A 14,800-nucleotide genomic window follows, 5' to 3' on the forward strand; every position below is an offset into this window, starting at 1 on the left:
GGGCAGCTCACGCTTTTCATGGACACCTGCCCCGGCTTTGCCTATAAGCCGCGCCATCCTGTTCATCGTCGATGATTTGGATGGCCGGCCGAGGAGGCCGGTCTGCGCATGAGAGCTATTGTCCGCGACGCTGACCCGGTCTGAGACCGGCTTTCGAGATTCAGGAGACGTCCCGTGTCACAACCCCCGCTGATGCCTAAGGCCACCGCGGTCTGGCTCGTCGAGAACACCTCCCTGACCTTCGAGCAGATCGCCGAGTTCTGCAAACTACACCCGCTCGAAGTGCGCGGCATCGCCGATGGCGAAGTCGCCGCCGGCATCAAGGGCCTCGACCCGATCACCTCGGGCCAGCTCACCCGCGAGGAGCTCGAGCGCGCCGCCAAGAACCCGAGCCACCACCTCAAGCTCGCCGAGCGCAAGGTGAAGGTGCCCGAGATCAAGCGCGCCAAGGGTCCGCGCTATACCCCGGTCTCCAAGCGCCAGGACCGACCCAACGCGATCCTCTGGCTGTTGCGCAACCATCCCGAGCTCAAGGACGCGCAGGTCATCCGGCTGATCGGCACGACCAAGTCGACCATTGCCCAGATCCGCGACCGCACTCACTGGAACGCCCAGACCCTGACGCCAATCGACCCGGTCAGCCTCGGCCTGTGCTCGCAGATCGATCTCGACTTCGAGGTCGGCCGCGCCGCCAAGGACCGTCCCGCCGTGATCGCCGAAATCGGCTCGACCCTGCTCCCCGCCGAGGAGACGACCGCGCCGGCGCCTGCGCTCAACCAGACCTTCGCCGATATGGGCAAGCCGAAGCGCCAGGAAGAAGAGGCCATCGACGTCGATTCGGTCTTCTCCAAGCTGAAGCAGCTCAAGCGCCCGGCCGAGGACGACGAGGACTGAGACCTCTCCCGCCCCGCAGCAGGCGGCGGGGTCAGGAGATGGCCGCATGAAGAGCCCGACGGCGCAATCCAGCGCCCGGGAACTTTGTCGGCCGCCCGCAAAATTCAAAGTAAAGTCGTATGACACGCAAACCGAAACGGGACGCGTCCGCGTCGCCCGGCTTGCGAAGATGCGCGCCGCCTGACAGCCTCGCGCCATGACGGACAACAGACTGGCCTTCACCTTCCTCGGCACCGGCGCACCGCCGGTCAGCCTGCGCCGCGCCGGCCCCGCACATCTGATCCAGGCGGCGGGGCGCAAAGTGCTGGTCGATTGCGGCTCGGGCGTCAGCCAGCGCCTCGTGGCCGCCGGTCATCATGGTGCCGATATCGACCTGCTCATCGTTACCCATGAGCATTCCGACCATCTGGTCGACTTCTACCAGCTCGTCGTCTCCTCCTGGCATCAGGGCCGCAACCGGCCCTGGCGCGTCCTGGCCCCGGCCCCGGCGCTCGCCAATATGCACGCGCAATACGAGGCCTTCGCCCGCGAACGCGCCCTGCGCATCGCCTTCGAAAGGCGCCCGGACGCCACGGGGCTGGAGGTCAACTTCGAGGAGCTGCGCGAGGGCATCGTTTCCGGCCTCGGCGATCTCGCGATCGAGGCCTTCCTCGTCGATCACAGGCCGGTCGAGCCGGCCTTCGGGCTGTCCTTTTCCCATGGCGGCAGCCGCATCGTCTTCTCCGGCGATACGCGGCTGACCCCCTCGCTGGAGCAGGCGGCGCAGGGCTGCGACCTGCTCGTCTGCGAGGTCTTCATCTCAAGCCAGATGCCAGTCGTCGCGGGCGTCCGTTCCGCAGAGACCGTCGCTTCGGTCCAGAGCTACCACATGACGCCGGAGGTGGTGGCGGGGCTGGCGCTGCGGTCGGGCGCAAAAACGCTGGCGCTGACCCATCTCGTGCCCCCCGCCGCCGACACCGCCGCGCTCGCCCGCGAGGTCAGGCAGGCAGGCTATGCCGGCCCGCTGATCATCGGCGAGGATCTGATGCGGCTGGAGTGGCCTGCGCGCCAGCTGAGCTGGAATGGGGCGACGATCGGGTTCTGACTGCCATTCCGGGTTCTTCGCTGCGCGAAGCCCCGGAGCGACACGCCCCTACCCCAGACCCCTGCCCTTCAAGGCGATGCCGATCTCCCCCAGCACGGTCGCATCTTCGATCGTCGCGGGCATCGCGTAGTCCTCGCCATCGGCGATCTTCTTCATCGTGGCACGCAGGATCTTGCCCGAACGCGTCTTCGGCAGCCGGCTCACCGTCAAGGCCAGCTTGAAAGCCGCCACCGGGCCGATCTTGTCGCGCACCAACGCCACCAGCTCCCGCTCGATCTCGGCCGGGCTCTGGGTCACCCCGGATTTCAGCACGACGAAGCCGCAGGGCTGCTCGCCCTTGAGCGCATCCTTGATGCCGACCACCGCGCATTCCGCCACGGCCGGATGCGAGGCCAGCACCTCCTCCATGCCGCCGGTCGAGAGCCGGTGGCCGGCGACATTGATGATGTCGTCGGTGCGCCCCATGATGAAGACATAGCCGTCGGCATCGATGAAGCCGGCATCGGACGTGTTGTAGTAGCCGGGAAAGGCCGCGAGATAGCCCTCCCTGAAGCGCTCGTCATCCTGCCACAGCGTCGGTAGGGCGCCGGGAGGCAGCGGCAGCTTGACCACGATCGCCCCCATCGTCCCGGCGGGGACGGGCCGGCCGCCTTCGTCGAGGCATTGCACGTCGTAACCCGGCAGCGGCACGGTCGGCGAGCCGGGCTTGACCGGCAGCAGTTCGAGCCCGATCGGATTGCCGACGATGCAGAAGCCGGTCTCGGTCTGCCACCAATGGTCGATGACCGGAACCTTCAGAATCGCCTCGGCCCATTTCAGCGTATCGGGATCGGCACGCTCGCCGGCCAGGAACAAGGCCCGGAAATGCGACAGATCGTGGCCGGCAAGATGTTTCGCCTGCGGATCCTCCTTGCGGATCGCCCGGAAGGCCGTCGGCGCGGTGAAGAGCGCGACCGCCTTGTGCTCGGCGATGACCCGCCAGAACGCACCGGGATCGGGCGTGCCGACCGGCTTGCCCTCATAGAGAACAGTCGTCGCGCCCTGCAGCAGAGGCCCGTAGACGATATAGCTATGGCCGACGACCCAGCCGACATCCGACGCCGTGAACATCACCTCGCCGGGTTTGACGTCGTAGAGATTGTCCATCGTCCATTTCAACGCGACCATATGACCGCCATTGTCGCGCACCACGCCCTTGGGACGACCGGTCGTGCCGGAGGTGTAGAGCACATAGAGCGGATCGGTCGCGGCAACCTCGACGCAATCGGCCTTGCGGCCCGCGGCTTTGGCGGCCGCCGTCAGCGTGCGCCAGTTCCTGTCGCGGGTGACATGCATCGAGGCGTCGGCCTGCGGCCGCTGCAGCACGAGGCAGGTCTGCGGCTTGTGCTGCGCCAGATCGATCGCCGCATCGAGCAGCGGCTTGTACTCGACGATGCGGCTCGGCTCGATGCCGCAGGTTGCGGTCAGGATGAGCTTGGGCGTGGCGTCGTCGATGCGCGTCGCCAGTTCCTTGGCCGCGAAACCGCCGAACACGACCGAATGCACCGCCCCGATCCGCGCACAGGCGAGCATGGCGAAGGCCGCCTCCGGGATCATCGGCATGTAGAGGATGACGCGGTCGCCCTTGCCGACGCCGAGATCCTGCAGAACCGCGGCCAGAGTCGCGACCTCGTCGAGCATCTGCGCGTAGCTGTAGGTCGCCTTCGTGCCGGTGATCGGGCTGTCGTAGATCAGCGCCGCCTGCTCGCCCCGGCCGTCGCGGACATGGCGGTCGAGCGCGTTGAAGCAGGTGTTGCAGCTCGCATCGGGGAACCAGCGGCCATAGGCTCCCTGCGTCGCGTCAAAAATCGCCTTGGGCGGCTTGATCCAGTCGACGGCCTGGGCGGCTTGCGCCCAGAACCCTTCCGGATCGGCCTGCCAGCGCGCATAGGTCTCGGCGTAGCGGCTTGCATGCGGGGCATTCATGGAACGCTTATCCTCTTCGCCCTGTTCTGGCCTACACCGCTAGATCGAACGGCAGCGGCGGAGGCTCATTTTGCTGGGGATCGTGCGCATTCGCCCCTTCCGGCGCAAGCGCAGGGCCGTGCGACTTTCGCCCAGCAAGGAGGCCTTTCAGCCCTCCTTGCGTCGCTGTGACGCAAGCACCCCGGCTCCATGATTCTCGACCCCGCCTTCTTCGCCGCCATGGTGCCCGCCGTCATCCTGATGGGCCTCTCGAAAGGCGGCTTCTCGGGGCTCGGCCTGTTGTCCCTGCCTTTGATGGCGCTCGTCGTCTCGCCGGTCCAGGCGGCAGCGATCATGCTGCCGCTGCTGATCTCGCAGGATGTCGTGACGGTCTGGTCCTATCGCCGTGAATTCGACCGGAGCAATCTCGCGACGTTGCTGCCCGGCGCGCTGCTGGGCATCCTCGCCGGCTATCTGCTGGCGGCGAAGGTCTCGGACGCGGCCGTGGGGCTCGCGATCGGGCTGATCTCGATGGGGTTTGCGCTGCGCCGCATGCTGGGCGACGGCAAAGCGGCAGCGCCGGTGACGCGAGCGAGCTATGGCGCCGGCTCGTTCTGGGGCGCGCTCTGCGGCTTCGCCAGCATGGTCGCCCATGCCGGCGGCCCACCCTTCCAGATCTACGTCATGCCGCAGCGCCTGGCCCCTGCCGTCTTCGTCGGCACGGGTGCGATCTTCTTCGCCATGCTCAACCTGATCAAGCTCGGCCCCTATCTCGCGCTCGGCCAGTTCACCACAGCGAACCTCACCGCCTCGGTTGCGCTGTTCCCGGTCGCGATCGTCTCGACCATCGCCGGCGTCTGGCTCGTGCGCCGTGTCCCGGCCGAACGCTTCTACACGATCATCTACTGGCTGCTGCTGGCGGTCGGAGGGAAGCTCGTCTTCGACGGCGTGCGCGGGCTGCACCTGCTCGGCTGAAGCCCGCGCCGATTGCGCCATCTCGGAAAAAGGGATGGATTACTCGCAAGGCTCGCAGAGGCTAAGGCTGCCGCACGGCCGAGGGGAGACGACGCCACATGACCATCAGCGCTTATGACACCGACCTCGACCGCAATCCGGCGAATTTCCAGCCGCTGACGCCCTTGCCCTTCCTGGAGCGCGCCGCGAGCGTCTTCCCCGAACAGGTCGCCATCATCCATGGCCCGCTGCGCCGGAGCTACGCCGAGTTCTACGCCCGCTCGCGCCGCCTCGCCTCGGCGCTGCAGAAGCACGGCATCGGCAAGAACGACACCGTCGCGGCGATGCTGCCCAACACGCCTGCCATGCTCGAATGCCATTACGGCGTGCCGATGTGTGGGGCCGTGCTGAACACGCTGAACACCAGGCTCGATGCCGCGATCATCGCCTTCTCGCTCGACCATGGCGAGGCCAAGGTCGTGATCGCCGACCGTGAATTCTCCAGGACGATCAAGGAGGCGCTGGCGCTGTGCACGGTGAAGCCGCTCGTCATCGATTATGACGACCCGGTTTATGACGGGCCCGGCGAGCGCGTCGGGACGGTCGAATACGAGGACTTCCTCGCGACCGGCGATGCCGATTTCGCCTGGGCGATGCCATCAGACGAATGGGACGCCATCGCGCTGAACTACACCTCCGGCACCACCGGCGACCCGAAGGGCGTGGTCTACCATCATCGCGGCGCGAGCCTGCTCGCCACCTCGAACGTCATCACAGGCGGCATGGGCAGACACCCGGTCTATCTCTGGACGCTGCCGATGTTCCACTGCAATGGCTGGTGCTTTCCCTGGACGATCTCGATCCTGGCCGGCACCCATGTCTGCCTGCGCCAGGTCCGCGCCAAGGCGATGTATGACGCGCTCGCCGACCACCACGTCACCCATCTCTGCGGCGCGCCGATCGTGATGTCGACGCTGCTCAATGCCCGGCCGGAGGAGCGGCGCAACTTCTCGCAAAAGGTCGCCTTCTTTACCGCCGCGGCGCCGCCGCCCGAAGCCGTGCTCGGCGCGATGAAGCAGGCCGGTTTCGAGGTCACCCATCTCTACGGCCTGACCGAGTGCTACGGCCCGGCGGTCGTCAACGAATGGAATCGGGACTGGGACGCATTACCGGCCTCCGACCAGGCGGCCCTGAAGGCGCGCCAGGGCGTCCGTTACCCGGCGCTGGAAGGCCTCGACGTGCGCGATCCCGAGACGATGGAGCCCATGCCCCATGACGGCACCACGCTGGGCGAGGTCATGATGCGCGGCAATGTGGTGATGAAGGGCTATCTCAAGAATCCGAAGGCGACCAAGGCGGCGTTCGAAGGCGGCTGGTTCCACACTGGCGATCTCGGCGTGCGCTATGCCGACGGCTATATCCAGCTCAAGGACCGCTCCAAGGACATCATCATTTCGGGCGGCGAGAATATCTCCTCGATCGAAGTCGAGGACGCGCTCTACAAGCATCCGGCCGTGCAGACAGCGGCCGTGGTCGCCAGACCCGACGAGAAATGGGGCGAGACCCCTTGCGCCTTCGTCGAACTCAAGCCGGGGCAGAGCGTGACGGAAGCGGAGATCATCGCATGGTGCAAGGGCCTGCTCGCTTCGTTCAAATGCCCGCGCACGGTGATCTTCATCGAGGTGCCCAAGACCTCGACGGGCAAGATCCAGAAATTCAAGCTGCGCGAAATGGCGCGCTCGCTCTGACCCCTCCGCTGCCTCTATCGGCAAGGCTACCGCTCGGCCGTCCATTCGGCGGGAGCCAGCCGAACGGGTAAGAGCCGCGCCTGAGCCACGGGCAAGGAAGCCCTGCAGCCAGGCGGCGCCCGCCTCGATCGATGGCGCTTCAAGCCGGAGAGCGGGTGAGGCTGCCTTCCGGCGTATAGCGATCGACCGCCTCCGGCAGCACGCGCGCGAGCCGTTCCAGCAGCTCCGTGCGCGACAGCCCGGTCTGGCGCGCAATCGCGTCGAGAGCCTCCGGCCCGAGAGCCTGCTCCAGATCGCCCGGCGCGACCGCCTTGTTGGGGCCCGGCTGCACCCAGGAATCGGTCTTGTCGCCCTGTCCCGCCTGTTTGAAGCGATCGACGAGTTCGCCGAGCCCGCTCGTGAGCACGGCGCCCGCCCCGCCGGCTCCCAGCAGGCCGCCGAGGCTGCCGAGAAGGCCGCCATGCTCTGCGGGCGCGGCGCCGGCCTGTCCCTGCTGCGGCGCGGCGACCTGTCCGGCATCAGGCTGGCCTCGCCCGCCGAGCCATTCAGCGATCTTGTCGCGGTTCTGGTAGCCGGCGACGGCAAGAAGTCCCAGAAGGGCGGTCATCGACGGAAAGCCGCTGCGGCTGCTGCTGGTGTTGTCATCACTCACGACACTGACTCCTGCTTCGGGATGAGATCGCTGCGATCAGACGGAGCGGTCGCGGCCACTGATCATGCCCCAGACCAGAAGCACGACGATCGCACCGACGATGGCGCCGATCAGCCCCGCTCCCTGGCCCGGCGCGTACCAGCCGAGCGACTGGCCGAGATAAGTCGCGACGAAAGCCCCTATGATGCCGAGGATCGTCGTCAGCACGAAGCCCGAAGGCTCGTTCGGGCCCGGCATGATGAATTTTGCGACGATGCCGGCGATGAAACCGACGACGATGGTCCAGACGATACCCAAGACAGCCTCCCACGCTTCCGCACGCCCCCTTCAACATCCGACGCAGAGAGAAGTTCCGGCTCTCCCGCACTGCCCCGGCGGAGTTTCACCCGCAGGTCGGGACGGCCCATTTCCATCGGGTTTCGCCAACAAAAAGCCGGCCCCTCTCGGGGCCGGCCTGATCTGATGAAATAGAATCTCCAGAACGGGTCGCTAGAGCAGGATGCGAAAAAGTGGGAACCGGTTTTTCGCGTCGATCCTGCTCTAACCTTTTGATGAGCGCATCAGCCTGAAAAGTGGGAACCGGTGTTCCGAGCGAGCTGATGCGTCATCAAAGCTGTTACGGCCCGCCTTAGGCCCTCAATGCAGAGTTCGGTCCGGCATCGTCTGCCGCACCCGCTCGATCTCTTCCTTCAGCATCAGCTTCTTGCGCTTCAACTCGACCACACTGAGATCGTCCGAGGACGGGCTCGATACGGCCTGTGCGATGGCTTCTTCGAGTTGACGATGCTTCCGTTCGAGCTCGACGAGATGGGTCTGCAGCGACATCTGGATCCTCCTGATGAGCGGTTGACAAGACAGTCTGACACAGAGCCGGCTTCACGTCTGCGGGGCAATCTCGCGCCGCACCATGAGATTCTGTGATCGTGAACGGCTCCTGTCTCGGAAGGCGCGAATATGATGCGCTCCTGCCTCCGCCGCAGGCTCCCCGCACTTGCGGCGCACGCGGCGTCTCAGCATAGTCGCGCCCAATCGCGGCGATGATGAGATCACTTCATGGGATTCGAGCTCAGCCCTGACGAGGTCGAGGCCTTCACAACGGAACTGGCGCGGCTGCGCGAGGAGCATCGCGACCTCGACAGCGCCATCGACGCGCTGGAGCGGGTCGGCGCGGTCAACCAGATCCAGGTGCAACGCCTGAAGAAGCGCAAGCTCTATCTGAAGGATCGCATCGCGCAGATCGAGGACGCTTTGACCCCCGATATCATCGCCTGAGCAGGATGACGGCGATTCGCCGCTTGCTTCCGCAGCGTTGCGTGGTCTAGATCGCGCGCTTCCTTGTCCTCGGAGCAGGATGCCGAGCCGAAGGTCCGCCCTAGCGAAAGCGGATCCCGGTTTTCGGGTAACATCAGGCTCTTTCTGCCGCGAAGCTCCGGAAGCGATCCGTTTCATGGCCCAGACCAGCCCCGCCGTCGCCATCATCATGGGCAGCCAGTCCGACTGGGCGACGATGCGCCATGCCGCCGAGACGCTGGACGCGCTCGCCATCACCTATGATGCGCGCATCGTCTCCGCCCATCGCACGCCGGACCGGATGTTCAGCTTCGCGCGCGGCGCCAAGGCCGAAGGCTTCAAGGTGGTGATCGCAGGCGCCGGCGGCGCAGCTCATCTGCCAGGCATGACCGCCTCCCTGACCCCCCTGCCCGTCTTCGGCGTACCGGTCGAATCGAAGGCGTTATCGGGTCAGGACAGCCTGCTCTCGATCGTACAGATGCCGGCCGGCATCCCGGTCGGCACGCTCGCCATCGGCCGCGCCGGCGCGGTCAACGCCGCTCTCCTCGCCGCAGCGGTGCTCGCGCTCGGCGACGAAGCACTGGCCAGGCGCCTCGACGCCTACCGCGCCCGCCAGAGCGCCGCGATCGCCGAGCATCCGGTGAAGGACGAGACGCGCCCTGTGAAGGACGAGACACGCCCCGCGAAGGACGAGAAATGAGCACGCCCGATTCCAGCGGCCTTGCACCCGGCGCCATGCTCGGCATCCTGGGCGGCGGCCAGCTCGCCCGCATGCTCGCGCTCGCCGCCGCCGATCTCGGCATCCGCGCCCATATCTTCGCGCCGGAGCCCGACAGCCCGGCTTTCGACGTGGCGGCTCGCCATACCGTCGGCGACTATGAGGATGAAGCGGCGCTGGCGCGTTTCGCCGATGCGGTCGACGTCGTGACCTATGAATTCGAGAACGTGCCGGCCGCGACCGCAGCCTTCCTCGCCGCCCGCACACCGCTGCACCCCGGAGCGCGCGCGCTCGCGGTGACGCAGGACCGCCTCAGCGAGAAAAGCTTCGTCGCCGAGCTGGGCCTGGCTGTCGCCCCATTCCGCGCCGTCGATTCGCTGGCTGATCTCAAGGCCGCCGTCGCCGATCTCGGCCGCCCCAGTATCCTGAAGACGCGACGCTTCGGCTATGACGGCAAGGGCCAGGTCAAGATCGCCGCCGGAAGCGACCTCGCCGAAGCCTATGAGGCGATCGGCCATTTCTCCGCGATCCTGGAAGGCTTCGTGCCCTTCACGCGCGAGGTTTCGGTCGTCGCGGCGCGCGGCGCCGACGGCGCGTTCGCCGCCTTCGACGTCTGCGAGAACGAGCATCGCGACCATATCCTCGCCTTCACCCGCGTGCCGGCGCAGCTTTCGCCGAAGACCGGCGAGGCCGCCATTGCGGCCGCGCGCCGGATCGGTGACGCGCTCGGCTATATCGGCGTCTTCGCAGTCGAGATGTTCGTGGTCGGCGAAGGTGCGGCCGAGCGCGTGATCGTCAACGAGATCGCGCCGCGTGTGCATAATTCCGGACATTGGACCAGCGAGGGCGCGCAGACCTCGCAATTCCACCAGCATGTCCGCGCCGTCTGCGGCTTCCCGCTCGGCTCGGCGACCCGGCGCGGCCGCGTCGAGATGGAGAATCTGATCGGCGTTGCGGCCTTGCGCTGGCGCGATCTCCTGGCCGAGCCCGGCGCGCATCTGCATCTCTATGGCAAGCGCGACGCCCGTCCGGGCCGCAAGATGGGCCATGTCACGCGGGTCACGCCCGAAAAAGCCTGAGCCAGAGCAGGATGCGAAAAGTGGGCACCGGTTTTTCGCATAAATCCTGTTCTCATTCCTGGATGAGACCGCAAAGCCGCGCGAAGCCCGATTTTCCGCGCATTTTCACTGCATCGCGGCGTGGACAGCCGGATTGATTTCTGTTATCCGCACGATCCTTCGAGCGACCTGCCTGGCAGGCCCGCTCGCCCGACTTTTTAGACCAACCCGCTAAAGACGGACACTCACGTGCAGGTTCTCGTTCGCGACAACAATGTCGATCAGGCTCTCCGCGCCCTCAAGAAGAAGCTTCAGCGCGAAGGCGTTTTCCGCGAGATGAAGCTTCGCGGCCATTACGAGAAGCCTTCCGAGAAGAAGGCGCGCGAGAAGGCCGAGGCCGTGCGCCGCGCCCGCAAGCTGATGCGCAAGAAGCTGCAGCGCGAGGGCCTGCTGCCCGCGCCGGTGAAGCCCAAGCGCCCCTGATTTTCCTGCGCGCGGCGGCATCGGCCGCCGCAGGGCAAGACCGACAGACCTAACCGCGCCTGGAGCCCGCTCCGGGCGCTGTTGCTTTTCGAGCGCCGTTAACCAAGTCTTGGCACAATGCAGGCGTTGTTTCTTTCGCAGCGCGCTGTCGGTTGGGGGGCGCAATCAGGTCGCGAACGGCAAGCCTGCCGCGTGCGACAGGCAAGGCACGGAAACCAAGACCGATGAAGCAAAGCATGGATCGCGGCAGGAACTGGCTGGCCGCAGTGGGCATCACCCTGGCGCTGGCGGGCTGCGATACCGTTTCGAGCCTCGGCTCCCAGCCGGCGGTGGCGGAGATCGACACCAGCTCGGCCGCCGATGCGAGCGTGAACATCGGCTCGCTGAGCGAGGTCATCTCCCGCAACCCGAACGACCCCAACGCCTACAACACGCGCGGCGCGGCCTATGCCCGGGTCGGCCGGTTCTCGGACGCGATCTCCGACTTCACCAAGGCGGTGCAGATCGATCCGAATCTCGCCTCGGCCTACACCAATCGCGCGCTGGCACTGCGCCAGAGCGGGCGCAATGATGCCGCCCTCGCCGATTTCAACCGCGCCACCACCGCCAATCCGAATTACGGGCCGGCCTATGTCGGGCGCGCCAACCTGCTGCGCCTTCAGGGCAACAGCCAGCAGGCGCTGGCCGATCTCAACACCGCGATCCGTCTGAACCCCGAATCCGCCGAGGCCTTCCATGCGCGCGGGCTGGTCTACCAGAAGGAAGGCCAGCATCAGCACGCGATCTCCGATTTCGATTCGGTGATCGACCGCAACCCCTACAACGCCCCGCCCTACACCGCGCGCGGCCAGAGCCTGATCGCGGTCGGCAAATATGATGCGGCGCTCGAGGACTTCACCGCCTCGCTCAATGTCGACAACCGCAACGCCGAGGCCTGGGCCGGGCGCGGACTGGCCTATGAGAAGCTTGGCAAGAAGGCGGAAGCCAGCGAGAGCTATCAGCGCGCGCTGAGCCTCGACGGTAACAACGCGACCGCCCGCGCCGGCCAGTCGCGCCTCGGCGGCGGCGGGCTGGGCGGCGGCCTGTTCCGGAGCTGAGCCGCCCCCTATTCGACCGTGCGGCTCTCAGCGCCTGCCAGAGCGCCGCTCGCCATATGCGCGAGGAAGCGCCTGACCTCCGGCACCGAGCCCTGGGCCGGCAGGTCCTCATGGTGGCCCGCCGGAAAGCGGATGAAGCGCTTGGGCGGGTTCGCCATCTCGTAAAGCGCCTGCCCCTGCCTGAACGGGATCACCCCGTCGCGCTCGCCATGCAGCACGAGCAGCGGCGCGCGCAACCGCCCGATCGCCGCCTCCGAGCGGAACTGATCCAGCATCACGAGCCGGATCGGCATGTAAGGGTAGATCTCCTGCGCCACCGCGGCCGTCGAGAGATAGGGCGCCTCCAGGATGACCGCCGCGAGCGGGACCTCTGCCGCTAGCTGCAGCACGACGCCGGTGCCCAGCGATTCGCCATAGCCGACCAGCCGCGCCGCACCGAAGCGCTCCACCGCCTCGCCATAGGCGGCGCGCGCATCGAGATGGAGGCCTGCCTCCGTCGGGCTGCCGCTCGAGCCGCCATAGCCGCGATAATTGACTGCGAAGAGGCCGGTGCCGTCCTCCGTCAGCGCCCGGAAGCGGGCCTGGCGGACGGGCCTGTCGAAATTGCCGGCATTGCCGTGGAAGAACAGCAGCACGGGCTTGCCCGCGCGCGGCGGCACGAGCCAGGCCACCAGCCGCTCGCCATCGGCCGTCGTCAGCGGAACCTCCACCGCACCCGGCAGCTTCGCCGAAGCGATATCGGCACGCGCCGGATCGCGCGGATACATCAGGTCGCGCTGCCTGACGAAGAGGACGCCCAGGCCGGCGAGATAGAGCGCGCAGGCGACAAGCAGGAAGCGGCCGAGCAGTTTCATGCCGATCATCCTCCCCCGCCACCATGGCGATCTCGCGACGCTCAGTCGAGAACCTTGGCCATTTCCAGCGCGAAACTGCCGAAGCCGGCGCGGCGATAGGCGATCAGCGCCACGTCATTGCCCTCAAGGACGCTCAGATGGAGCACCTTGCAGCCAACCTCGCGAGCGAAGCGTTCGGCTTCCGCCAGCAGAAGCTGCCCGATCCCGGTTCCCCGGCAAGCGGCGGCGACCACGATGTTCTCGATATAGACGTGGTCGCGCAGATGCTCGTGCACGAAGGGGCCGATGCGCCCGAGCCGCAGCGCCAGATAGCCGACGACCTCACCCCCCTGCTGGGCGACGAACTGGGCCCCGCCATGCTCGGCGGCCTTCTCCGCATCATCAGTGAGGCAGGCAGCGGCGGCAGCGGGGCCAGTCGCGCGCTCCGCGCTCAACATCGCCTCATGGGCCGTCAGTTCGAGCAGCAGCGCCAGTACGGCCGGTCGGTCGCTAGCCAGCATCAGGCGGATGGAGAGTGTCACGGCAAGATCCCCATCGAAACGAGAACTCCATACGAAAAGGGCCGGCATGAAGCCGGCCCATTGCAGCATTGTGATGCCCGCGCGGCTACGTCAGTGCGCCATCGCCTTGACGATATCGTCGGTGACCTTCTTGGCATCGCCGAACAGCATCATCGTGTTGGGCCTGAAGAACAATTCGTTCTCGACGCCGGCATAGCCAGCCGCCATGCCGCGTTTGATGAAGAGCACTGTCTTGGCCTTCTCGACATCGAGGATCGGCATGCCGTAGATCGGCGAGGACTTGTCGGTCTTGGCGGCGGGGTTAGTCACGTCGTTGGCGCCGATGACGAAGGCGACGTCGGCCTGGCCGAATTCCGAGTTGATGTCCTCGAGCTCGAAGACCTCGTCATAAGGCACATTGGCTTCGGCCAGCAGCACGTTCATATGGCCAGGCATGCGGCCCGCCACCGGATGGATGGCGTACTTCACCTCGACGCCCTCCTTCTTCAGCAGATCGGCCATCTCGCGCAGCGTGTGCTGGGCCTGAGCCACCGCCATGCCGTAGCCCGGCACGATGATGACCTTGGCGGCGTTCTTCATGATGTAGGCGGCGTCGTCGGCAGAACCCTGCTTGACCGGCCGCGCTTCGACCGCCCCGGCCGCGCCAGCCGCGGCATCGTCGCCACCGAAACCGCCGAGGATGACGGAGATGAAGCTCCGGTTCATCGCCTTGCACATGATGTAGGACAGGATCGCGCCCGACGAGCCGACCAGCGCGCCGGTGATGATCAGCGCCATGTTGCCGAGCGTGAAGCCGATACCTGCAGCAGCCCAACCGGAATAGGAGTTCAGCATCGAGACGACGACGGGCATGTCCGCGCCGCCGATCGGGATGATCAGGAGCACGCCGAGTGCGAAGGAGACCAGCACGATCAGCCAGAACACGACATGGCTCTCGGTCTTGATGAAGACCAGCAGCAGCACGACGAGCGCGACGCCGAGCCCGATATTGATGCCATGGCGCTGCGGCAGCATGATCGGCTTGCCGCTCATGCGCCCGTCGAGCTTGAGGAAGGCGATGATAGAGCCCGTGAAGGTGATCGCGCCGATGGCGACGCCGAGCCCCATCTCGAACAGGCTGCCGCCATGGATATGACCGACCTCGCCGATGCCGAAGGCGCTCGGCGCATAGAGCGCAGCCGCAGCGACCAGCACCGCCGCCAGACCCACCAGTGAGTGGAAGAAGGCCACGAGCTGCGGCATCTGCGTCATCTGCACGCGCCGGGCCATATACGCGCCGATGCCGCCGCCGATGGCGATGCCCAGCACGACCAGGAACCAGCCGGAGAAGCCCGATGGCGGGAAGAACACCACGGTCGTCAGGATGGCGATGCCCATCCCGACCATGCCGTAGAAATTGCCCTGGCGGGACGTTGTCGGGTGCGACAGGCCCCGCAGGGCCATGATGAACAGGACGCCGGAGACGACGTAGAGCAGGGCGGAGAGATTGGCGGCCATCGGCGC

Annotated in this window: 16 protein-coding genes; 9 read left to right on the plus strand and 7 right to left on the minus strand. The window is 66.5% G+C overall.

Annotation, left to right across the window (positions count from 1 at the left end; translation table 11 throughout):
• The first annotated feature begins 174 nt into the window (after positions 1–174).
• Both CYD53_RS17280 and CYD53_RS17285 read left to right on the plus strand, forming a co-directional pair.
• Positions 175–894: a DUF1013 domain-containing protein gene (locus tag CYD53_RS17280; protein WP_103719329.1), complete on the plus strand. Its 720-nt coding sequence runs from the start codon at positions 175–177 to the stop codon at positions 892–894.
• Positions 895–1,090: 196 nt separating this feature from the next.
• Positions 1,091–1,978, plus strand: a complete 888-nt coding sequence (locus CYD53_RS17285; RefSeq protein ID WP_210202365.1) for an MBL fold metallo-hydrolase — start codon at positions 1,091–1,093, stop codon at positions 1,976–1,978.
• A gap of 48 nt (positions 1,979–2,026) precedes the next feature.
• On the opposite strand, the gene CYD53_RS17290 is transcribed toward CYD53_RS17285, so the two are convergent.
• Entirely contained in the window at positions 2,027–3,943 is a 1,917-nt protein-coding gene (locus CYD53_RS17290; protein ID WP_103719330.1) for a propionyl-CoA synthetase, read from the minus strand.
• A gap of 189 nt (positions 3,944–4,132) precedes the next feature.
• On the opposite strand from CYD53_RS17290, the gene CYD53_RS17295 reads away from it, so the two are divergent.
• Together CYD53_RS17295 and CYD53_RS17300 are read left to right on the plus strand one after the other, a co-directional pair.
• A complete protein-coding gene (locus CYD53_RS17295) occupies positions 4,133–4,897 on the plus strand; it encodes a sulfite exporter TauE/SafE family protein (RefSeq protein WP_103719331.1) in 765 nt (254 codons plus the stop codon).
• A gap of 98 nt (positions 4,898–4,995) precedes the next feature.
• Positions 4,996–6,624, plus strand: coding sequence for an acyl-CoA synthetase (locus CYD53_RS17300; RefSeq protein ID WP_103719332.1), 1,629 nt, complete (start codon positions 4,996–4,998; stop codon positions 6,622–6,624).
• Between the two features lie 139 nt (positions 6,625–6,763).
• Here CYD53_RS17300 and CYD53_RS17305 read toward each other — a convergent pair whose 3' ends face one another.
• The 3 genes from CYD53_RS17305 to CYD53_RS17315 all read right to left on the minus strand — a co-directional run bounded on the left by CYD53_RS17305 (position 6,764) and on the right by CYD53_RS17315 (position 8,101).
• The gene (locus CYD53_RS17305) at positions 6,764–7,231 is read right to left on the minus strand and encodes a YidB family protein (RefSeq protein WP_103719333.1); all 468 of its coding nucleotides are present in this window, start codon (positions 7,229–7,231) and stop codon (positions 6,764–6,766) included.
• Positions 7,232–7,312: 81 nt separating this feature from the next.
• Positions 7,313–7,573: a GlsB/YeaQ/YmgE family stress response membrane protein gene (locus CYD53_RS17310; protein WP_103719334.1), complete on the minus strand. Its 261-nt coding sequence runs from the start codon at positions 7,571–7,573 to the stop codon at positions 7,313–7,315.
• Between the two features lie 339 nt (positions 7,574–7,912).
• Positions 7,913–8,101 carry a YdcH family protein gene (locus CYD53_RS17315; RefSeq protein ID WP_092167646.1) on the minus strand — a complete coding sequence of 63 codons (189 nt, stop codon included), beginning with the start codon at positions 8,099–8,101 and terminating at the stop codon, positions 7,913–7,915.
• 228 nt (positions 8,102–8,329) lie between these two features.
• Between CYD53_RS17315 and CYD53_RS17320 the strand changes: the two genes are divergently transcribed.
• The 5 genes from CYD53_RS17320 to CYD53_RS17340 all read left to right on the plus strand — a co-directional run bounded on the left by CYD53_RS17320 (position 8,330) and on the right by CYD53_RS17340 (position 11,922).
• A complete protein-coding gene (locus CYD53_RS17320; protein WP_069693008.1) occupies positions 8,330–8,548 on the plus strand; it encodes a YdcH family protein in 219 nt (72 codons plus the stop codon).
• A gap of 175 nt (positions 8,549–8,723) precedes the next feature.
• The gene (purE, locus tag CYD53_RS17325) at positions 8,724–9,266 is read left to right on the plus strand and encodes a 5-(carboxyamino)imidazole ribonucleotide mutase (RefSeq protein ID WP_103719335.1); all 543 of its coding nucleotides are present in this window, start codon (positions 8,724–8,726) and stop codon (positions 9,264–9,266) included.
• The gene (locus tag CYD53_RS17330) at positions 9,263–10,363 is read left to right on the plus strand and encodes a 5-(carboxyamino)imidazole ribonucleotide synthase (RefSeq protein WP_103719336.1); all 1,101 of its coding nucleotides are present in this window, start codon (positions 9,263–9,265) and stop codon (positions 10,361–10,363) included. Before purE ends, CYD53_RS17330 begins: the two co-directional genes overlap by 4 nt.
• 228 nt (positions 10,364–10,591) lie before the next feature.
• Positions 10,592–10,825: a 30S ribosomal protein S21 gene (rpsU, locus tag CYD53_RS17335; protein ID WP_069693011.1), complete on the plus strand. Its 234-nt coding sequence runs from the start codon at positions 10,592–10,594 to the stop codon at positions 10,823–10,825.
• A gap of 224 nt (positions 10,826–11,049) precedes the next feature.
• The gene (locus CYD53_RS17340) at positions 11,050–11,922 is read left to right on the plus strand and encodes a tetratricopeptide repeat protein (protein ID WP_245928290.1); all 873 of its coding nucleotides are present in this window, start codon (positions 11,050–11,052) and stop codon (positions 11,920–11,922) included.
• Between the two features lie 8 nt (positions 11,923–11,930).
• On the opposite strand, the gene CYD53_RS17345 is transcribed toward CYD53_RS17340, so the two are convergent.
• The 3 genes from CYD53_RS17345 to CYD53_RS17355 form a co-directional block, all read right to left on the minus strand.
• Entirely contained in the window at positions 11,931–12,776 is an 846-nt protein-coding gene (locus CYD53_RS17345; protein WP_103719475.1) for an alpha/beta hydrolase, read from the minus strand.
• 41 nt (positions 12,777–12,817) lie between these two features.
• Positions 12,818–13,297, minus strand: a complete 480-nt coding sequence (locus CYD53_RS17350; protein WP_181011916.1) for a GNAT family N-acetyltransferase — start codon at positions 13,295–13,297, stop codon at positions 12,818–12,820.
• A gap of 90 nt (positions 13,298–13,387) precedes the next feature.
• Positions 13,388–14,794 (minus strand): NAD(P)(+) transhydrogenase (Re/Si-specific) subunit beta, encoded by a 1,407-nt coding sequence (locus CYD53_RS17355; RefSeq protein WP_103719337.1) that lies wholly within the window; start codon positions 14,792–14,794, stop codon positions 13,388–13,390.
• Positions 14,795–14,800 lie beyond the last annotated feature (6 nt).

This window comes from Allobosea psychrotolerans (assembly GCF_002917105.1).
Classification (GTDB): domain Bacteria; phylum Pseudomonadota; class Alphaproteobacteria; order Rhizobiales; family Beijerinckiaceae; genus Allobosea; species Allobosea psychrotolerans.